Origin of the sequence: Pseudanabaena sp. UWO310, assembly GCF_006861605.1 — a bacterium.
In the GTDB taxonomy this organism is placed as follows: domain Bacteria; phylum Cyanobacteriota; class Cyanobacteriia; order Pseudanabaenales; family Pseudanabaenaceae; genus Pseudanabaena.
This window is the reverse complement of record NZ_SELU01000010.1, coordinates 53,237-72,838: the sequence shown is the minus strand read 5'-3', so window position 1 is coordinate 72,838 and position 19,602 is coordinate 53,237. Positions and strand designations below refer to the sequence as shown.

Sequence of the window (19,602 nt, the reverse complement as noted above, 5' to 3'; positions counted from 1 at the left end):
ATTTACTCAGCTTGAAATGCAAAAGGTGGTAGCGATCGCTTTGTGCCATCAGCGAGAGCCGCCGTTACTAAAAAACGTTCCTCTGGAGTGCCTTCCACCTCTGCAAATAGATAAGCTCCCCGTGCTTCCAATTGTCGTTCCACCAGTACGCCCGTAATATCAGAAATTCGCAAAATTAAATCTGCTGGTAAATCTCGTTCCGTAGCCTTGCCCAGAATGGTGAGCAATGACCATGCGATCGCGCCATCGGTTGAGATTTCCGAACCAATCACCGCATAGAGTCGCAACGGATACTCCCCAAGCTCAAAATCTTGATAGGCGGCGCGAGCATTACTAGGCAATCGCATTCCTGTACGCTCGATCGCAGTCAGGATTGTCTCTAATTCCGAAAGTGGAGAGCGGTTTAAAGTTGTTCCCGATGAGCGTAAACCTGATGCACTTGCAACGGGGGGTAATAGTACCCAAGTTAAATCGGTCACCAGAGCCTGCCATTCCTCCTGTAACCACTGGGCGGTATCGATCGCAGGTTGAGTCAAAAGCTGTAACCATGAGTAGCGATCGCTAGCGATCGCAGGCGCGAGACTTGGTAGATCAATCATGGCTGGAGAGGCACAGCGCCAATATAGCAACAGGTCATCACAGTCATAGTCGAACCATGCTTGCGGTACATCATACTTCCAATCTGTACTTAAGCTAAGTTCAGACTGTCTTGCGATCAGGTTGTCGGCGCGTAACCACCCTTTAATAATGGCTTGCTCTTGTTCTTCATAAAGTTCTACTAGCACATAGAAATGCGGTCTAAATTCTACTGATTCTATGAGAATCCGGCTGAGAGAAATAGCAGTATCTGGTTCGCTATCAATGGGAATTAAACAAACTCGAAACTGATTGACGGTAATTCCATAGGTAGCCGCGATCGCTCCTGCTTGGTTTGGCTCAAATACTGAAGCATTGTCTCGTTCTAATCGCACATCAGGAGCGCGTTCTTGTAACCATGCCTCAAACCCAAATAGGGCAAGGGCATTGAAATAGGCTTGCCACTGCTGCGATCGCGTGGTTACAAGTTCGCTCAGGTTTGCCGCCGTTTGCAAGCTGCTAGATGATAGGGCGATCGCGTCATTATCCAAAGTTTCAAACTCGTTTATCAAAGCGTTCATTTTTTCTATTGTACCGATCATGATGGATAACTCCGATTATCTAAATGTAAACAAAGGCGGCGGGAAAATAAGGTTCCTGTGGTGTGGCTTTTGGTGGTTTTAGCATTGGTTTCGGCATCTCTGAGTAAGAGGTCAACTTGCTCAGCAAGAGCATTGCTGATTTCTCGATCTAGGGCAATTAAGCGATCTAGACTAATATGCTCAGCCGCCAGCTCCGTTACTTTTGCTTGCAGGGTTTGCAATAAATAATGGCGGACATCAGCACGAAATTCCTTGAGTTTGAGTAAGCGGGTCACTTCAAACTGAGCCTTTAACCCCACCTGAGCCGCAATCTCACCCATCGTCATCCCCTGACAATGGAATAGCTGCAACGCGATCGCAAAGATTTTGGCTTTCTGTTGCGCTTTTGTACTTTTGCCTTGCAGACGGACAGCGATCGCCTTTTCAAAAGCGTCATCGAGGGAGATTAGCATTAGCTGGCGATAGTTTTGTAAGAACTTCGTCTGTCCTTCTACTTCCTGATCATCATCGGCGATCGCCATCGCTTCGATCACAGGTTTAGTGCTAGGAGCATCAATAGAAGTAGTAGGCAGATTTCCGCGCACATGGAGGCGATGTTGGCGTAGAAGCTGGGCAAGGGCTTGGAGACGCTTGAGAATTGCATCAGGGGCGATCGCTGTTTTCAGAAGTTGGGCGATTTGCTGTAGTTGAGCCGTGGTGGGTGGTGGACATTGCCCTAAGGCTTGACCTTGTTGACGTTGGCGTAAACGCTCTTGGCGGTAGATGGCATGGTAACTCTCTAGAAGAGCGATCGCGGATGCAATTTCTGCCTTTGTCAATTGATGAAAGTCAGAGAGAACTCGTTGCAGTTTTTTGGGGTTAGTGTCATTGAGAATCGCCCAATCACTGAGGAGGTAAACGCCATGCTCTAGCAAAAAAGCATTTAGTTCGCGATGTTGTTTAACTAGCCTTGTCGTCCAAGTGGATAGGTTGCTGCGCTCTGGGTCAAATTTTTGTAAAATCTGATAGCTCAATGGTTGATAGGCTCTGTGGTCAGACTTGCCATCATCATCAAGGACATAGGGCAAAATCTCCTCAAGACTGAATCCGTAATGATTGCCAAATTGGCTATTTAGTTGAATGCAAACTTGCAAAATCTGATGGGAAATATAGCAACGCAAGCAGAGAAAAGCATTGATTTCTTGAGCCATGACTTGCCATAGAGCCTTTGCGATCGCGTGATCGTCTAGATCGTCTATGTCGTTCTCTTCAACTAAGGGATATCTTTGTTCAAAATAATTTTTTGCCCTAGAGATCACATCAGTCCGAGTGTTGCCGCTACTGTCTAAGCGCACTAGTTGCCAATACCGCCAAAGGATTGCCATTTGTTCAACCTATGCTAATTGCATCACTTTGGCAAAGAAAAGGCTGCTGCCAATTTTGTAAGCTTTGTGCCATGATCTCTTCAGATATATTGAGAGTATATTCCATGTCATACATGGCTCTATTGCTCATATTTGTATGCATCATCGACTCTACAATACTTGAGCGATCGCCGAAATGATCTTCTATTTCCTTAAAGGTCATAAACTCGGCGATCAATTCTGGCTGATAGTAGCCTTTGGTGGTTTCGATCAGTAAAATCCCGATCGCTTCCATTGATGAGTAGGCGCGTTTGTAGCAACGTTTATGGGTCAGCGCGTCATAGACATCAAGAATCTGCACGATCCTCGCTAAATAAGGAATCTCTTCACCAATTAAACGATCGGGGTAGCCACAGCCATTCCATAGCTCATGGTGATGTCGGATGATCTGGGCAACTTCACGCATTGAGTCTGGCAATGGACAGAGGCTTTCACCGATCTCTGTATGTTCTTTGATGACTTGATGTTCAGAGACGGTCAATTTCGCAGGTTTAAGGAGAATCTCCAAAGGAATGGCACTCTTGCCGATGTCATGGAGATATGCGCCCCATACAAGTAGTTGGCGATCTCGTTGAGGGAGTGCGAGGTATTCGCCAAATTGTTGAGCGGCGATCGCGAGGCGTTCACTGTGTTGTCTAGTTTCTGGATCAAGGCGATGAATGATATCTGCGATCGGGGGTAAGGTTTGTTGGAGTTCTTGTAATTGTTCGTAAAGGGCGTAGTAGCTCATGAAGGTATGTCCTGTCTGCTTTTTTATTTTAGTCTTGCCTATACATACCTATCGCGTCTTTGAGCATATGCAGTTTTATGTAAGTTGTCAGTAAATTTTGCTCATAACCCATTACCGATCGCAAAAAATGCTGACCAATAGTAGGGATGAGATAATGTCGAGGAACTTGGCACTGTTCCCACGATTCTAATTCCAGCGCGATCGCTACCTGTTCCTTTCTTATCGCTATTAATCATCGCTATCTGTGCTCTGCGTAATGCTTCGACAATCGAGACATCGCCTTTTTGTAGTTCGCCATAAAAGGCTTCCATTAGGGCTTGCGTGCCAGAATCATCAACTTTCCAAAGAGATGCGATCGCGTTTTTGGCTCCTGCTTTTTGGACTTGATAGCCAAAGCCTAAGATTTCCACCCCTTCACCGAGTTTGCCGAGTCCTGTCTGACAGGCGCTCAAGATAATCAAATTGATATTGGGGATTTGCCAATCGGTAATTTCGTTGAGTCGGATTTTGTCGCCATTGCCGAAGATGATAAAGGAGTTGTCTGGTACACCTGTGTTAAATTCGGCATGGGTGGCAAGGTGCAGAATATTATAGTTTTTGAGTTGAGATTCGATCGCTTGACGACTAAATTTATCTTCGATAAAGGTAACTGAGTTGGTGAATGAGTTGGAGATCGCTTGTACTTCTTTGATGGTAGCTGGTAAGGGCGGTAATGCTGTTTCTCCAGTTTTGTAATTGCCGTTGCCATAGGCTCCTGCGAGGATGCTGGGTTGGGTTTTGGGGTTAGCGGTGAAGTCGGTGAGGGTATAGGCGATGAGGTTGCTAATGCGATATTTCTCGATGAGCCATTGTTTGCCGTCATAGAGGGCTGCGAGGGGAACATAGCGTAGTTGTCCATCGGGTGCGTAAAGGATGGTGTCGGCTTTGAATTGAATCAGATCGGCTTCGATGGGTTTTATCAGCAGATCGTAGAGTTTGGCGGCGGGTATTTTGACATCTGTGTAGCCATTATTTTGCAGTCCCGATCTAAAGTCTGTGACTAATTCTTGGAGTTGGTCTTTGGAGATTTTGACAGTGCGGCGGATGGGGAGGTTGTTGGGGGCAAAGAGGATGATTTCTAGGCGATCGCCTAAAATAAATGGATAGAGTAATACGGTTCCCTGTGAGATTTGGTTAAGATAGTCGGGAACTTTGTTGATTTCAGATTTGGGAAGTTGTTGGATCTGATTGGCAAGTTGATTGTTGATGTCTTTGCTATTGTCAAAGCTAATTGCTAATAGCTTATCGCTAAGAGCTAGTTCTGGTGATAATAGCCTGACCCCCTGTGCGGATCTGTCGCTGCCTTTGATGTTTTTGAGGTAGTCTTCGAGTTCTTGGACTTTGAGAAGGTCGAGGACTTGGAGGGCTTCGATAATGCGATTTTGTTGGAGGAGGAGATTGGCGAGATTGCGATAGGATTTTTCGACTGTGGCTAAGTAGGACTGTTGGAGGTCTTTATCAAGTTTTTGGAGGTCTTTGCGGATCGCCTCTTGAACGTTGACGGATTGCTTGTAAAAGAGGATTGCGAGTTCGGGTTGCTTAAGTTCATTAGATGCACCACCCAGATTATTTAGAGACGTTGCTTCTCCAAAGCGATTGCCGATTTGCTTTGTGATTGTTAAAGATTGCTGATAGAAATCAATTGCTTTCTGGTACTGTCCAAGTCTTTCATACGCACCACCCAGATTATTTAGAGCCACTGCTTCACTATCGCGATCTCCAATTGGCTTTGTGATTGCTAAAGATTGCTGATAGAAATCAATTGCTTTCTGGTACTGTCCGAGATTTTTGTATGCAAGACCCAGATTATTGAGTAATACGGCTACATCATTGCGACCACTAATTTGCTTGAGGATCTCTAGGGATTGCTGAAGAAAATCAATTGTCTTCTGATATTGTCCGAGTTTGTAATATGCAAGCCCCAGATTATTGAGTGATGCAGCTTCACCATTTCGATCTCCGCTTTGTTTTTTGATCACTAAGGACTGCTGATAGAGATCAATTGCTTTCTGATACTGTCCGAGGCTGCTGTATGCAACACCTAAACCAAGAAGTGAAGTTGCTTCACCATTCCGATCTCCGCTTTGTTTTTTGATCGCTAAGGATTGCTGATAGAAATCAATTGTCTTCTGATATTGTCCGAGGCTGTAGTATGCAAGACCCAGATTACCAAGAGATGTAGCTTCACCATTGCGATTGCCGACTTGCTTATTAATTGCTAAGGCTTGCTTATAAAAATCAAGTGCTTTCTGATACTGTCCAAGTCTTTCATACGCACCACCCAGATTATTTAGAGCCACTGCTTCACTATCGCGATCGCCGATTTGCTTGAGAATTGCTAAAGACTGATGATAGAAATCAGTCGCTTTCTGGTATTGTTCAAGACTTTCGTATGTACTACCAAGATTATTAAGTGATGATGCCTCACCCTCGCGATCACCAGTTTTCTTATAGATTGCTAAGGATTTCTGGTAGAAATCAATTGCTTGCTGGTACTGTCCGATTTTGCCGTATGTATAACCCAGATTATTGAATGACTTTGCTTCACCATTGCGATCGCCGATTTGTTTAAAGATTGCTAAGGAGCGCTGATAGAAATCAATTGCTTTCTGGTACTGTCCAAGACTTCTGTTTACTGAACCTAACCCAAGAAGTGAAGTTGCTTCACCTTTAAGATCTTTGACATCGCGATAGATTCCTAGCGCCGATTCAAACGCTTTAATAGATTCTTGATAGAGACTAGTTTGGTATAGCTGTACACCTTGCTTTATTAGCCGATCTGCCTCTGCTTTGCGGTCTTGCGTCGTTTGCGCCAGTACCACCTCACTTACCACCACCTGCACCACCCCACCAACAAGGCAAAGAGAAAAAGGCAAAAGTAAAAAGTGAGCGAGTTTCGATGATTTCTTGCGAGCTTGCATACCTGACTCCATAAACTGACAAGGAAAAAGTAGAAAGGCAAAAGGAAAAAGTGGGCGAATTTTGGCGCTTTCTGGCGCGATCCGCCTCTCAAACCCTATGATCAGCACAGTTAATATATCACTAAATTTTCTTGTGCCTCCATCCCCCCGATTTTTGTAAACATTCATTTAGACACATAAAAAATCCCTTAGGGGCGTAGCATTACCGCCACCATTTACGCATATCACGTCAATCATCAAACGGTAATGCTGCACCCAAAACTAAAATCCATTCCCAATCAGGATAAAAGGAGCCCAGTAATAGGGATGATTGAGTTGGCTTTCGACCTCTGGGCTAATACCTTGCCAAGTGATTCGCACACCAGCGCGTTTTTCGTCAGTACTTTTGCCATTACTACGGATCAGGTCAATCTGAGCTTGCTGTAGCGCCTCCGACGAGGAACTGGTGAGTTTCATCCTTTCATAAAACTTGCCCATCAAAGCTTGTGTACCACCATCGCTGATTTCCCATAGGGTAGCAATTGAAGCCCTCGCTTGCGCCTGTTGTAACTGATAGCCAAAGCCGATGATCTCAATGCCGCTACTTAATTTGCCGCCCAGAGCAGTCTGACAGGCACTAAACATCGCTAATCCGACGTTGGGTAATTTCCAATCCTTAACCTGTCTCAGGGTCACATATTCATTGTTATTCAGCAATACAAATGAATCTTCTGGCGAACCTGCGACGAGGTGGGCATGGGTGGCAAAGTGGATGATGTTGTATTGGTTGAGATTGTCAGATGCGATCGCCTTTCGATTGAAGTCTTTGTCAATTAGTTTGGTGGTATTAGGAAAGTTAGCAACCAGATTCTCGACTTCGGGCAGGGCGGCGGGTAGGGAACTAAAGGAAATATTGTTATCGCCAATTTTCACAGTGCCACTGCGATCGGTGAAGGCTCCTGCGAGGATGCGCGGGGCTTGTTGGATTTGTGGGTCAATGTTGGTGAGGCTGAGGGCAGTGATGTAGTTGATGCGATATTTTTCTACCAGCCATTGTTTGCCATCGTAGAGGGCGGCAAGGGGAACATGACGCATTACGCCGTCAGGGGCATAGATGATCGTTTGGATGTTGGCTTGTTTGAGGTCATTAGCGATCGGTTCGATCATCCAGTTATAGAGTTTATTGGCTGGGTCTAGGACTGCTAAGGAGTTTGGCTTTTGGATGTCTTCGCGAAATTGTTCGGCGACTTTGATTAGTTCTGTTTGTTTGACTTTGACGGTGCGGCTGATCGGTGGGGCGTTGGGGACAAAGAGAACTAGTTCGAGACGGTCTTCGAGAATGAGGGGATAGAGTAGTGCGGAGTTGGAGCCTAGTTTTTGGAGTCTGATTTGCAGATCTTTGTAGGCGGCGAGTTGGATGTTTTGGGCTGGGGCGGTTTGACGGAGTTGTTGCAAGATTTGCGGGGTGTTGGCTGTGGTCAGGTCAATGTTCTGTTTGTTAAAGCTCTGCCAAAATTCTTTTTCTTCGTTGAGCAGTTCAATACCTTGGGCAGTTTTTTCGTTGCCTTTGACATCTTTGAAGAAGTCTTGCAGTTCTTGGACTTTGAGCAGGTCAAGGACTTGCAATGCTTCCATGATTCTTCCTTGTTTGAGGAGGAGATCCGCAAGGCGGCGATAGGAACTTTCAACTGTGTCTAAATAAGATTTTTGGAGGTCTTTGTCGAGTTTTTTGATGTCTTGGCGGATAGTTTCAATGGCATTAACGGCTTGTTTGTAGAAGAGTATGGATAGTTCAGGCTGTTTGAGAATCTCAAAAGCAACTCCTAAGTCATTAAGTGAATCTCCTTCTCCAGCACGGTTTTTAATTTCCCTTTTGATCGCTAAGCTTTGTAAATGAAACTTAATTGCTTTGTCATACTTGCCGAGAGCAGAGTAAACAACTCCTAAATCTCCTATTGCTTGTCCCTCACTTAGTTGATCGGCAATTTCCTTTGCGATTTCCAATTTTTGTAACTGAAACTCAATTGCCTTATCATAGCTGCCGAGAGTATAGTAAGCAAATCCCAAAGTTCCCAACACTCTCCCTTCTTCAGCACGGTCTTTAATTTCTCTTGTGATCGCCAAGCTTTGAGAATAAGAGTCGATTGCTCTATCGTATTTGCCGAGAGCAGAGTAATTAAACCCTAGCTTTCTGAGCGCATCTCCCTCACCCCGTCGATCCTTAATTTCCCTTGCGATTGCTAATTTTTGCGAATAGAATTCTAATGCCTTTTCATATTTACCTAGAGAAAAGTAGGCACTTCCCAGATTTCCGAGTGCCTGTCCCTCACCCCGTCGATCCTTGATTTCCCTTGCAATCGCTGAGTACTGTAGACTGAACTCAATTACCTTTTCATATTTTCCGAGAACTTGGTAAGTCAGTGCAAGATTTCCAAGTACATTTCCTTCCCCAGCACGATCTTTGATTTCTCTTAATATAGCTAATGATTGCAAATGAAACTCGATCGCTTTGTCATATTTGCTAAGAGCATAGTAAGTCAGTGCAAGATTTCCAAGTGCCTGTCCCTCACCGAGACGGTCTTTGATTTCCCGCGCAATCGCTAAGCTTTGCAGATAGAACTCGATCGCTTTGTCATATTTACCAAGAGCAGAGTAGGTCAGTCCCAGATTTCCAAGTACACTCCCTTCTCCATTAAGATCTTTGATTTCTCTTAATATATATAATGCTTGCAAATGAGCCTCAATAGCCTTGTCATATTTGCTGAGAGCGTAGTAATCACCCCCCAAATTTACAAGTGACTGTCCCTCACCCTGTCGATCTTTGATTTCTCTTGAAATTGCCAATCTTTGCAACTGAAACTCGATAGCCTTGTCATATTTACTGAGAGCAGAGTAAGAAATCCCTAGATTGCCGAGAGACTGTCCCTCACTGAGACGGTCTTTGATTTCTCGTGCGATCACTAGGCTTTGCGACTGGAACTCGATCGCTTTGTCATATTTGCCGAGGAAATAGTAAGCGTTTCCCAGATTGCCGAGCGCTGTTCCTTCCGCCAATCTATCTTTTATTTCTCTTGAGATCGATAAGTTTTGTAAATGAAACTCGATAGCCTTATCATATTTACCGAGAGCAGAATATGCATTTCCCAGATTGCCAAGAGCTTTCCCCTCATCCAGTCGATCTTTGATTTCTCTGGTGATCGCCAATCTTTGCAACTGAAACTCTATCGCCTTGTCGTATTTACCAAGAGAAAAGTGAGCAACTCCAATATTTCCCAAGGAGTGTCCCTCACCTTGTCGATCTTTGATTTCTCGATAGATGGTTAATGCTTGCTGCCATGATTGAAGCGCTGCTTCAAACTGGCTGATTTGATATTGCTGAATTCCTTGTTCGTTCATTCGATCTGCTTCTGCTTCGCGGTCTATAGTGGTTTGCGCATGAGCCACCATCAAAACCAAATCAGGCGGTGACACCACACCCAAACCCCCAATCAAAGCCACAAACACCAACGCATAAAACCTCGAGGCCTTAACACCACCTTTGCGAGAATCTAGATTCATAGCCATATTTCCGATCTGCGTGCTTACGATCTTACATACATATCAACCCACCGAGCATATGCAGTTTTCAAGGAAAAAGGAAAAATTACCGTAGGGACGCAGCATTACCGCCACCATTTACGCAAATCACCGCGATTAGCGATCTGTAATGCGATAAACAATAAGCCATCATAAGGTTTGAAATAGCTGAAAGAAGATCGTGTCAGTACTATTACCTAATCGCGATCGCATTCTGCAAAGTTCAAGCGATCTCCGATATTGCAGAAAGCGATCGCTAAAACCCCAAAAGAGAATTGCAGCGCAAAGCGCCACAACTCTCTTTTGGGGTTTATGTTCTGACTTAATTGGCTATAGCCATATTCATCAAGATTGAATCATGAAATCTGAAGCAGCTAGCAATGGATTGCTAGTCAGAGTCGCAAACTGTGCGCCAGATCCAAAACCAGCACTAGCTCCATTTTGATTGTAGAAAAGAGAGCCAGTTCCTTGATTGTAGACAATCTTGGCAGCACTAGCTTGAGCAGCAGCATCACTGCTACCTACAGCAAACTCATTGGCAATGCTAAAGCCAGTCGCGACCATGTTTCTTTACCGTTGGTTTAGCCAACCAAAACAGAGGAATACCCCTTAACTTCCAAGTTAAGTGTCCAAAAGAATGTAAAACATCCCAAGCCTCCTCTTGCGAAGGCTTTGCGCGAAACTCGCTCAATTCCGAACGAAACGCATCCCAAAGCGATCGCACAGATTGTGGATGACAATGATCGTAAGCCTGCATCCCTTGCTTATAAGTCTCAGTAAGATTGCCACTCATTAGTAAAACTTGGTAAACGATATTAGAAAAGCTAACACAAGAGCCTAACTTGTCATAAATTTATCTTAGAGCAAATAATTGCCACTTATTTGCCATTAAATTTATATGAATAAGTATAAATACTCATTACTGCCAACGTAAATTCAAGGTTTCAGGATTTTGCTTGGCGCGTTGTTATATATTGAAGGGGTATCTGCCCGTTAGTTTAGTTGTCGTCATGCCCAAATGGTTTAATACTGCTGGTCCTTGTAAGCCTGACATTCACTACATGTTGTCAGCTACAGAGCGTTTACCTGAAATCAAACAGCTAATTGCTCAGGAAAACTATTTTGTCATTCATGCACCAAGGCAAGTGGGTAAAACTACAGCAATGCTGACACTTGCCCAAGAGCTAACGACTAGCGGTCAATATACGGCGGTGATGTTGTCTTTGGAGGTGGGGGCGGCGTTCTCTGATGATTTAGGAGCAGCCGAACTAGCTATTTTAGGGGAGTGGAAGCAATCGATACGGTTTCGTTTGCCAAAAGATCTGCAACCTAAAGAGTGGTTAGATGCTGAAGCGGGAGCGCGGATTGGGACAAACTTGAGCAACTGGGCTGAACAATCATCCCGTCCATTAGTTGTCTTTTTGGATGAAATTGATGCCTTAAGTAATGAAACACTAATTTCTGTTTTAAGACAAATCCGATCTGGTTTTCCAAATCGTCCCCAAGGATTTCCGCAGTCAGTTGCGTTGGTGGGGATGAGAGATGTGCGGGATTATAAATATGCCTCTGGTGGAAGCGATCGCCTGAATACTTCCAGCCCTTTTAATATCAAAGTACGTTCTTTTACCTTGAGTAACTTTACCCTTGAGGATGTGAGAAAGCTCTACCAGCAGCATACAGATGCGACGGGGCAAGTATTTACACCTGAAGCAGTTGATTTGGCTTTTCATTTGACTCAGGGTCAGCCTTGGTTGGTCAATGCGATCGCTAAAGAAATAGTTGAATATATTACGAAAGATCCTGCAACTCCGATTACTCCTGACTTGGTGAATCAAGCTAAGGAAATACTGATTAAGAGACAGGATACGCATCTGGATAGTCTTGCCGAAAGATTACGGGAAGATCGGGTAAGAGCCATAATTCAACCCATTTTATCTGGATTAGAGTTAGGAGATACAACCGATGATGATCGGCGTTATTTGTTGGATTTAGGTTTAGTGGTGAGGAGTCAGGAAGGTGGTTTGAAGATTGCTAATCCGATTTATCAAGAAGTGATTCCCAGAGTTTTATCTCAAGGAGTGCAGGATAGTCTGCCGATGATTCAACCTAGCTGGCTGAATGTTGATGGAAGCCTTAATGCTGAAGTGCTACTTAATGCTTTTCTAGTTTTCTGGCGACAACATGGTGAACCATTATTTAAGAGTGCTAATTATCCAGAGATTGCGCCGCATCTGGTGATGATGGCATTTCTACACCGAGTTGTGAATGGTGCTGGGACGCTGGAAAGAGAATATGCGATCGGTTCGGGGAGAATGGATATTTGTTTGCGCTATGGCACAGTGATTTTGGGAATGGAGTTGAAGGTATGGCGAGACAAGAAGCCAGATCCAATCAAGGAAGGACTAAAGCAGTTGGATAAATATTTATCAGGATTGAGCTTGGATACAGGATGGTTAGTGATTTTCGATCGCCGTAAGGGTTTGCCGCCGCTAAGCGATCGGACGACTACGGAGAATGTGATTAGTCCTGCTGGTCGAGAGATTATTGTCATTCGGGGATAGGTAATGCAATTGATACTTCTAACTTTTTTCTAGAGACAACTTGCACTAATTGTTACACTCAAAATATTATGACCGCAGAGCTTTGGCATCACGATAGAATTGATACGAATGGCATAAAATTGCACTACGTTGCCGAGGGTAAAGGTGCGCTGATGTTGATGCTGCATGGATTTCCAGAATTTTGGTACTCGTGGCGGCATCAAATCCCTGAATTTGCAAAAGACTATAAAGTCGTTGCTGTCGATCTGCGCGGTTATAACGATAGTGATAAGCCTCAAGCCCAATCTGCTTATGTGATGTCAGAGTTTGTGGAAGATATTAGAGGAGTGATATCAGGTTTGGGCTATGAGAGTTGTATTCTGGTTGGTCATGATTGGGGAGGGGCGATCGCATGGTCATTTGCCTATGCCTATCCTGAATTAGTAAGTCGTTTGATCGTAATGAATTTGCCGCATCCTGCTAAGTTTGCGGCAGGGCTCAAGACTCCGCAACAGATGCTCAAAAGTTGGTATATTGCATTCTTTCAGATTCCATTGTTGCCTGAGTTCTTGATTCAGTTAGATGACTATCGGCTGATTGAGGAGGCTTTTCGAGGAATGGCGATCGATCGGAGTGCTTTTACGGATGAGGATATTGAGCAGTATAAAAATGCTTTTGCTAAGCGGGGTGCTTTGACGGGCACGATTAATTACTATCGCAATCTACCTACCTATTTATCCCAAAAGAAAGTATGGGGTATTCTCAAAATCCCGACCCTGATGATTTGGGGCGAGGAGGATCGATATTTAGGTAAGGAATTAACCTATGGTACGGAGGAGTATGTGCAGGATTTGCGGATTCGCTATATTCCTAATTGCAGCCATTGGGTGCAGCAGGAACAACCGATGTTGGTTAATCAAATGATGCGTGAGTTTTTGGATGAGGAGTGAAGGTAATTCTATCTTGCAGTGCAAAGTGTTACAAAAAGAACCAAGATAAATCAGATGGTCTAATTGATGGCGATGATTATACAATTGATGCTTATTGCTGTAGCCAGATTGCGCCATGCCACGGAAACAATTCGTAGATATTATTGCCACGATTCAACAAGCGCTTGAAACGCAAACCGTTGACAATTTAAAAAAGTTTTGTGCGCTGTTGTCTGCAAATCACAAATTGACTCGCAAAGCTGAGCTTGTAGCTGCAATTTTGTCGCAACTTGAGGGAGTAAAGCTCCAGAAAATTTGGCGGCAGCTAGACGAATTGCAGAAAGCCGCAGTTGCTGAAGTTGTCCATTCATCGGGAAATGATTACCGTGCAGACGCATTTGTAGCTAAATATGGGCAGAATCCCAATTTTGGTAAAGGCGATCGCTATAGTTATGCATATCAGCCATCGCTATTGAGCTTATTTTTCTATCAAGGCTTGATGCCATCGGATCTCAAGCAAAACCTAAAAGCCTTTGTCCCCAAACCTAAAGCAACCCGTTTAACCGAAGTTAGGGATACCATTCCTGACACATTTCTGGTGCGTCAACAAAAGTATTGGAATGCCCAAGAATATGAAGTGCCTTTGACAGTATGTGAAATGGAGCAGGTAGCTCAAAAAGATTTGCTGTCAGTTTTGCGCTTGATTCAATCGGGCAAAGTGGGTGTTAGTGATAAAACATCTTTACCCAGTGGCGCGACGGTGAAAGCGATCGCGACAATTTTATTGGGTGGTGATTTTTATGATGATCAACAACGCAAAGCAGAAGCACAGTACACCTACACATCACCTGAAGATGATATTGGCGGTATCAAAGCCTTTGCATGGACAGCCCTGTTGCAGGTGGGTAATATGGCAGAACTTGTTGGTAAAAAGCTGGTTCTGACTAAAGCTGGACTAAAGGCTCTGCAAGACCCACCAGCGAAAACTTTACAAACATTATGGAAGCGCTGGTTAAAAAATACAACCTTTGATGAATTTCGGCGCATTGATGAGATCAAGGGGCAAACTGGCAAGGGCGCAAGGGGAATGACGGCATTAGCAGGGCGGCGCGAAGTGATTGCTAATGCTTTGAATGAATGTCCCATAGGTAAATGGATACAGTTCAGCGCTTTTAGCAAATACATGGTAGCTACTGGACAGTTGTTTGAAGTCACCCGCGATCCTTACAATCTCTATATCTGTGAATTTGGATATGGGAATTTAGGATACGACGGTAGCCATGATTGGCATATTCTGCAAGAGCGATATATGCGCTGTCTCTTGTTTGAATATGCTGCGACCCTTGGTTTGATTGATGTTAGCTATGTTGATCCTGGGGTGAATTGGCGTGATTTTGGCGATCTCTGGGGGACTGACGATCTCAATTTTCTCAGTCGTTATGATGGCTTGATTTATTTTCGCTTAAACGCTTTGGGGGCTTACTGTTTGGGCTTGACTGAAAAATATCAACCCACAGCGATCGCAAATAGCCAGACTTTGCAGATATTGCCGAATCTAGAAATTGTGGCTTCAGAAGGGGATTTGAGTATAGCTGATGTTTTAGTTCTCGATCTTTATGCTCAAAGGATTACTGATACAAGCTGGCGCTTAGATTCAGATAGACTTTTAACAGCGATCGAGGATGGACATCAGGTTGCTGAGCTAAAGCAAGTTCTGGAGCGGAATAGTAGTGAACCTTTACCTGAATCTGTGCAGGAGTTTCTGAATATAGCTTCAGAAAAAGCGAGTAGTTTGAGGGATTTAGGAGAAGCGAAGTTAATTGAATGCGCTAGTTCTCATTTAGCTGCGTTGATTTCTAACGATCCGCTTACCAAGAAGTACTGTCAGCTAGTGGGTAGTCGTGCTTTGGTGGTTTTAGCTATTCATGAAGGGAAATTTCGCAAAGCTCTGCGTCAAATCGGTTATGCTTTACCGCCAGTGAGGTAATCAAATTAGGGAGTGGCTAATTCATGACGACTATTGTTACTTTTTTGGGCGATCGCGGTTTATTAGAAACAAAATATAGTTTTGGCGATCGCACTCAATTCTATACGGGCGGTGTATTTGCCGAGGCACTTGCGCAGTTTTGTGAATTCGATCGCATGATTGTTTGTGTGACGGAAAAGGCAAAACTAAACACATGGTCAAAATTAGTAAAATTCCACAGCGATCCAAGGATTCAGGCTCTAGATATTCCTACGGGAATTGATACGGGGGAGATGTGGCAAACTTTTGAGATTATTGCAGCGGAGATTCCTGAAGGGGAAAGTGTTATTTTTGACATTACTCATGGATTGAGATCGCTCCCTTTTCTGGTGTTTTTATTTGCGGCTTATTTCAAGGCGGCGAAGAATGTATCGATTAAGTCCATTTACTATGGGGCGTTCGAGCTGAAAGCGAATGAGATAGCGCCTGTGATTGATTTGTCGGAATTTATTTCGATGATTGATTGGATTACTGCGACCACAAGGTTTACGGAGATGGGGAATGGACAGGCTTTGGCGGATCTGTTGAGGAATGAGATGCCGACTATTGAAGAATTGCGCGATCGCCCTGATTGGTCAGATTTGAGTGTGTCTTTAGAAAATACGGCTAGTGCTATTGAAACAATTTCTTTAGCGCTGAGTATTACGAGACCGATTGAGGTGATGGCTACATCGGCTTAGGCATAAGTTTCATCCGAAAGGACGAGAATTTGTATCAAAGGGAAATGGCTATTTTGATGAGTTGGCAGATCTTCCTAATGCTAGGGCGATCGCAACTTTGTGGAAGGAGTTGGCTAATTTGCGGAACGATCTTGCTCATTGCGGAATGAATAAAAAACGGATGTTGGCTACAAATATTCAAGAAATGGCGATGGGGATTGGGCGATCGCTGATTGATGTTGAAAAGTCTTTATTAGATTAAACTAGCAGTAACCCAATTCTTGGTATTTGTATGGCTTTCAGTAATTTCAAAAGTATTGGACAGACGGTTAAAGAATTACAACTAATTTATGCTGAAGCTAATTTTGTTTTAGAGTCAGTGTTTCCTGTGTCTGATTACTTTCGGCAAGATCTGGAGTATGTAATGCGGGAGGGTGTGGTGAATAATTCGGAGTTTGCGATTTGCGAGAATTTGATTTACCCTTTGCTGAAGGAGGTTTGGAAGTCCTATGGTAGTAAGTTTACGTTGTGGAGTCATCAGTTATTAACTTGTGATGAGTCTTTGTCTGGCTTTCCTGAGTATATTTTGGCGAGGCGATCGCCGCTTGGTAAGGTGGTTTTTGATCAGCCTTATTTGTTGATTGTGGAGGCGAAGCAGGATAATTTTGATTGGGGATGGGGGCAATGTCTGGCGGAAATGGCGGCGGCTGATCGTTTGCATGGTGAGTCTGCTGTGACTATTTTTGGGGTTGTTTCTAATGGTATAACTTGGGAGTTTGGTAAGTTGGAGGGACGAAATTTTACGCATCATCCTGCAACTTATAGTATTTTTGAGTTGGATCGGTTGTTTGCTGTGGTTAATTACATTTTTCTGCAATGTGAGATCCAGTTGGCTGGTTATTTAGGCATGGTGGCTTGACTGTTGCTAAGTTTTTACATAATTTAATGTTATCGAGCTAGACAAAAACTTGGTTTGGCAGTTATAGTTTTTGCAGTCACCTCCATAGGTGGCATGTACCTTGAAAACCGCATTATTACGTTGACCTCTGGAGGTCGCGCTCTCCATAAGGGTTTCGGCGTTTATATTTGTCTTCTTGTTGCGAATTTAGCAAGCTTATTGACTATGTAAATGACCTATGGAGATCGACCCTATTAAAAGCTTTACTGTGTAAGCCTCAAAAATGTGAGGGGTTTCACGCCTAACACCCCGCAAGGGGACGGAAACGAATTTTGGAGCCGCCCAAATCAATAATTTCACAGCCGTTTCACGCCTAACACCCCGCAAGGGGACGGAAACGTGAAAACACCAAGAAGGTCTTTTCCCGATTGACGAGGTTTCACGCCTAACACCCCGCAAGGGGACGGAAACTCTTTCTGCCACAGTTTTAGCCGCAGCAGCGATTGTTTCTTGAAGCGTTTCACGCCTAACACCCCGCAAGGGGACGGAAACCCTTTTTTGAGGTAAGACTCATAGTTACATCTTTGATTAGCGAGTTTCACGCCTAACACCCCGCAAGGGGACGGAAACGGAATACCAGTTATATCAATTGATTCAACAGTTTCAACTTTGTTTCACGCCTAACACCCCGCAAGGGGACGGAAACTTTCTGTAAGACTACTAGCCTAAACTTTCTTCTTACTTCAAGGGGTTTCACGCCTAACACCCCGCAAGGGGACGGAAACTAACACGATTAGTGCTTGGTGTTCATCTCGGTTCTTCCATCCAGACAAGTTTCACGCCTAACACCCCGCAAGGGGACGGAAACTTAGCTTGAGCTTGCGCTAACATATCTGCAAATGCATTAGTTTCACGCCTAACACCCCGCAAGGGGACGGAAACCAAGATTTCTTGCAAAATCTGCCCTCTTGACTTGATGCCAAGGTTTCACGCCTAACACCCCGCAAGGGGACGGAAACCCAAAAAGCTCCATAGCTTCTTTATAAGAGAAACATTCACTTGCGTTTCACGCCTAACACCCCGCAAGGGGAAGGAAACTTACCACCTCTGTCCAAAACCATAAATTCTCTCAAAGAGTCAAGTTTCACGCCTAACACCCCGCAAGGGGACGGAAACCCACAATAGCCCAAGAATCAAACCACTAAGAATCAAAGTTTCACGCCTAACACCCCGCAAGGGGACGGAAACGGCTGGAGAGACGATAGCAAATACGCCGAGAATTGACAAAGTTTCACGCCTAACACCCCGCAAGGGGACGGAAACTCTTTTCCATCCCAGAAAAAAATGCCTTTCAGTTCGGAGGTTTCACGCCTAACACCCCGCAAGGGGAAGGAAACGTAAGGGTAAGATCGAAGACTGAAGATTGAAGAGGGAAGGGTAAAGAAAAGATGAGGAGTAAAAAAATATAGAAATGCTAAAATTGTCGCGATCGCAAAAAAATTATTCTTCGATCTTCCGCCTTCCGTCTTTAAATTCCCCCTCTTCGATCTTCCGTCTTTAAAATGTATGAACCTAAACACCATTCAGCAAGAAATTGCAACTTTACCACCTGAAGCACAACAAGTGATCTTCGATCTAGTAAGCGTTCTCAAAAATCGCTATCATACGAACCAACCAACCTCCGTAAAAAATAAAAGCCAAAATTGGTCGGACTTTATCGGTTGCATGGAAGCCGAACCAGACCTATCAACAAATTACAAAACCTACTTAAGCAAAGAACTCGATCTAAAATATGGTAATCGTTGATACAGGCTTCTGGCTTGCCCTTGCTAACAGCAAAGATGCCTCTCACCAAGCAGCAACAAAATTATTTCAGAGCTTAGAGAACGAAGAATTTATTACAACATGGTGCGTAGTTACTGAAACTGGCGTTGCACATATTCATAATGATAAATAATAATAGTATGTTAGAAAATAAGAGTTGGAGTTGTTCAATGACAAAAAATGCAATGCCCAAATTGTAAAGGAGAAAAAGTAGTAAAAAATGGACATCGATACGGCAAACAATGCTATCGATGTAAGCAGTGCAATCGTCAGTTTGTCGAATTCTACAGTGAAAGAGGATATTCTGAAGATGCCAGACAAATTTGCTTAAGAATGTACTGTAATGGCATGGGATTTAGAGCAATTGAGCGATGTACAGGAATTAGTCACAATACGGTAATCGACTGGGTGAGAGAATCAGGAGAAAAATTGCCTGAGACAGAGGAAATTGAGGATGTACCAGAGGTAGGTGAACTAGATGAACTTCAGACCTTTGTGGGTAGCAAAGAAAACAAGGTTTGGGTATGGACAGCTGTGAATCACTTTGCTGAAGGAATTTTAGCTTGGACAATAGGAGACAGGAGCAATGAGACTTTTACCGTTTTGTGGGCAATGATTAGAAGTTGGGCTTGCTATTTCTGGGTTAGTGATGGCTACTGTGTTTACCCCAAGTTTATTAATCCTGAAGACCATATTGTTAGTAAGACCTATATGACTAGGGTGGAAGGGGAGAACACCAGATTGAGACATTACTTGGCGAGATTACATCGCAAGACTTTATGCTACTCAAAGTCTATGGAAATGTTGCAAATTTCGATTCGTTTATTGCTTTTTTACCTCAAGCGTAAAAATCAAAAATCATTTCCTGTTTTTCCCTGATCATTATGAATATATGCAACG

16 protein-coding genes, 1 pseudogene and 1 CRISPR repeat array are annotated in these 19,602 nt (G+C 43.9%); of the genes and pseudogenes, 10 read left to right on the top strand and 7 right to left on the bottom strand.

Annotated elements, in window-relative coordinates:
- Positions 1-2 precede the first annotated feature (2 nt).
- The 5 genes from PseudUWO310_RS05265 to PseudUWO310_RS05245 all read right to left on the bottom strand — a co-directional run bounded on the left by PseudUWO310_RS05265 (position 3) and on the right by PseudUWO310_RS05245 (position 9,808).
- Entirely contained in the window at positions 3-1,178 is a 1,176-nt protein-coding gene (locus tag PseudUWO310_RS05265; RefSeq protein WP_142599694.1) for a DUF1822 family protein, read from the bottom strand.
- Positions 1,175-2,542, bottom strand: coding sequence for a hypothetical protein (locus PseudUWO310_RS05260; protein ID WP_142599692.1), 1,368 nt, complete (start codon positions 2,540-2,542; stop codon positions 1,175-1,177). Before PseudUWO310_RS05260 ends, PseudUWO310_RS05265 begins: the two co-directional genes overlap by 4 nt.
- A gap of 4 nt (positions 2,543-2,546) precedes the next feature.
- Positions 2,547-3,311 (bottom strand): HD-GYP domain-containing protein, encoded by a 765-nt coding sequence (locus tag PseudUWO310_RS05255; RefSeq protein ID WP_142599689.1) that lies wholly within the window; start codon positions 3,309-3,311, stop codon positions 2,547-2,549.
- Between the two features lie 101 nt (positions 3,312-3,412).
- Positions 3,413-6,271, bottom strand: a complete 2,859-nt coding sequence (locus PseudUWO310_RS05250; protein ID WP_223805544.1) for a CHAT domain-containing protein — start codon at positions 6,269-6,271, stop codon at positions 3,413-3,415.
- 261 nt (positions 6,272-6,532) lie between these two features.
- Entirely contained in the window at positions 6,533-9,808 is a 3,276-nt protein-coding gene (locus PseudUWO310_RS05245; RefSeq protein ID WP_190315911.1) for a tetratricopeptide repeat protein, read from the bottom strand.
- Between the two features lie 199 nt (positions 9,809-10,007).
- Between PseudUWO310_RS05245 and PseudUWO310_RS22750 the strand changes: the two genes are divergently transcribed.
- Complete coding sequence (locus PseudUWO310_RS22750; RefSeq protein ID WP_190315910.1) at positions 10,008-10,181, top strand: hypothetical protein; 174 nt, start codon at positions 10,008-10,010, stop codon at positions 10,179-10,181.
- Here the strand turns inward: PseudUWO310_RS22750 and PseudUWO310_RS05240 are convergent.
- On the bottom strand, positions 10,172-10,390 hold the full coding sequence (locus PseudUWO310_RS05240; protein ID WP_142599682.1) for a hypothetical protein: 219 nt from the start codon (positions 10,388-10,390) through the stop codon (positions 10,172-10,174). The two genes, PseudUWO310_RS22750 and PseudUWO310_RS05240, sit on opposite strands and share 10 nt — an antisense overlap.
- On the bottom strand, positions 10,371-10,619 hold the full coding sequence (locus tag PseudUWO310_RS05235) for a hypothetical protein (RefSeq protein WP_142599680.1): 249 nt from the start codon (positions 10,617-10,619) through the stop codon (positions 10,371-10,373). Before PseudUWO310_RS05235 ends, PseudUWO310_RS05240 begins: the two co-directional genes overlap by 20 nt.
- A gap of 217 nt (positions 10,620-10,836) precedes the next feature.
- On the opposite strand from PseudUWO310_RS05235, the gene PseudUWO310_RS05230 reads away from it, so the two are divergent.
- The 9 genes and pseudogenes from PseudUWO310_RS05230 (at position 10,837) to PseudUWO310_RS05190 (ending at position 19,581) form a co-directional block, all read left to right on the top strand.
- Positions 10,837-12,387 (top strand): AAA-like domain-containing protein, encoded by a 1,551-nt coding sequence (locus tag PseudUWO310_RS05230; RefSeq protein ID WP_142599677.1) that lies wholly within the window; start codon positions 10,837-10,839, stop codon positions 12,385-12,387.
- Between the two features lie 68 nt (positions 12,388-12,455).
- Positions 12,456-13,316 carry an alpha/beta fold hydrolase gene (locus tag PseudUWO310_RS05225; protein ID WP_142599675.1) on the top strand — a complete coding sequence of 287 codons (861 nt, stop codon included), beginning with the start codon at positions 12,456-12,458 and terminating at the stop codon, positions 13,314-13,316.
- Positions 13,317-13,431: 115 nt separating this feature from the next.
- The gene (locus tag PseudUWO310_RS05220) at positions 13,432-15,282 is read left to right on the top strand and encodes a hypothetical protein (RefSeq protein ID WP_142599672.1); all 1,851 of its coding nucleotides are present in this window, start codon (positions 13,432-13,434) and stop codon (positions 15,280-15,282) included.
- A 23-nt stretch (positions 15,283-15,305) separates the two neighbouring features.
- Positions 15,306-16,001 (top strand): TIGR02221 family CRISPR-associated protein, encoded by a 696-nt coding sequence (gene csx2, locus PseudUWO310_RS05215; protein WP_142599670.1) that lies wholly within the window; start codon positions 15,306-15,308, stop codon positions 15,999-16,001.
- Positions 16,002-16,062: 61 nt separating this feature from the next.
- Positions 16,063-16,242 carry a hypothetical protein gene (locus PseudUWO310_RS05210; RefSeq protein ID WP_142599668.1) on the top strand — a complete coding sequence of 60 codons (180 nt, stop codon included), beginning with the start codon at positions 16,063-16,065 and terminating at the stop codon, positions 16,240-16,242.
- A 30-nt stretch (positions 16,243-16,272) separates the two neighbouring features.
- Complete coding sequence (locus PseudUWO310_RS05205) at positions 16,273-16,899, top strand: hypothetical protein (RefSeq protein ID WP_142599665.1); 627 nt, start codon at positions 16,273-16,275, stop codon at positions 16,897-16,899.
- Positions 16,900-17,170: 271 nt separating this feature from the next.
- Positions 17,171-18,275: a CRISPR direct-repeat array (repeat unit 35 nt; unit sequence GTTTCACGCCTAACACCCCGCAAGGGGACGGAAAC).
- A 169-nt stretch (positions 18,276-18,444) separates the two neighbouring features.
- Positions 18,445-18,684: a hypothetical protein gene (locus tag PseudUWO310_RS05200; protein ID WP_142599663.1), complete on the top strand. Its 240-nt coding sequence runs from the start codon at positions 18,445-18,447 to the stop codon at positions 18,682-18,684.
- A pseudogene (locus PseudUWO310_RS05195) lies at positions 18,671-18,805 on the top strand (DNA-binding protein); the annotation flags it as partial. The gene PseudUWO310_RS05200 and the pseudogene PseudUWO310_RS05195, both read left to right, overlap by 14 nt.
- 77 nt (positions 18,806-18,882) lie before the next feature.
- The gene (locus PseudUWO310_RS05190; protein WP_142599661.1) at positions 18,883-19,581 is read left to right on the top strand and encodes an IS1 family transposase; all 699 of its coding nucleotides are present in this window, start codon (positions 18,883-18,885) and stop codon (positions 19,579-19,581) included.
- Positions 19,582-19,602 lie beyond the last annotated feature (21 nt).

What these genes read in the sequence shown, in the direction of transcription:
- PseudUWO310_RS05265 (WP_142599694.1), bottom strand. Translation starts at nt 1,178, where the DNA reads ATGATCGGTACAATAGAAAAAATGAACGCTTTGATAAACGAGTTTGAA.
- PseudUWO310_RS05260 (WP_142599692.1), bottom strand. Translation starts at nt 2,542, where the DNA reads ATGGCAATCCTTTGGCGGTATTGGCAACTAGTGCGCTTAGACAGTAGC.
- PseudUWO310_RS05255 (WP_142599689.1), bottom strand. Translation starts at nt 3,311, where the DNA reads ATGAGCTACTACGCCCTTTACGAACAATTACAAGAACTCCAACAAACC.
- PseudUWO310_RS05250 (WP_223805544.1), bottom strand. Translation starts at nt 6,271, where the DNA reads ATGCAAGCTCGCAAGAAATCATCGAAACTCGCTCACTTTTTACTTTTG.
- PseudUWO310_RS05245 (WP_190315911.1), bottom strand. Translation starts at nt 9,808, where the DNA reads ATGAATCTAGATTCTCGCAAAGGTGGTGTTAAGGCCTCGAGGTTTTAT.
- PseudUWO310_RS05240 (WP_142599682.1), bottom strand. Translation starts at nt 10,390, where the DNA reads ATGGTCGCGACTGGCTTTAGCATTGCCAATGAGTTTGCTGTAGGTAGC.
- PseudUWO310_RS05235 (WP_142599680.1), bottom strand. Translation starts at nt 10,619, where the DNA reads ATGAGTGGCAATCTTACTGAGACTTATAAGCAAGGGATGCAGGCTTAC.
- PseudUWO310_RS05230 (WP_142599677.1), top strand. Translation starts at nt 10,837, where the DNA reads ATGCCCAAATGGTTTAATACTGCTGGTCCTTGTAAGCCTGACATTCAC.
- PseudUWO310_RS05225 (WP_142599675.1), top strand. Translation starts at nt 12,456, where the DNA reads ATGACCGCAGAGCTTTGGCATCACGATAGAATTGATACGAATGGCATA.
- PseudUWO310_RS05220 (WP_142599672.1), top strand. Translation starts at nt 13,432, where the DNA reads ATGCCACGGAAACAATTCGTAGATATTATTGCCACGATTCAACAAGCG.
- csx2 (WP_142599670.1), top strand. Translation starts at nt 15,306, where the DNA reads ATGACGACTATTGTTACTTTTTTGGGCGATCGCGGTTTATTAGAAACA.
- PseudUWO310_RS05205 (WP_142599665.1), top strand. Translation starts at nt 16,273, where the DNA reads ATGGCTTTCAGTAATTTCAAAAGTATTGGACAGACGGTTAAAGAATTA.
- PseudUWO310_RS05200 (WP_142599663.1), top strand. Translation starts at nt 18,445, where the DNA reads ATGAACCTAAACACCATTCAGCAAGAAATTGCAACTTTACCACCTGAA.
- PseudUWO310_RS05190 (WP_142599661.1), top strand. Translation starts at nt 18,883, where the DNA reads ATGCAATGCCCAAATTGTAAAGGAGAAAAAGTAGTAAAAAATGGACAT.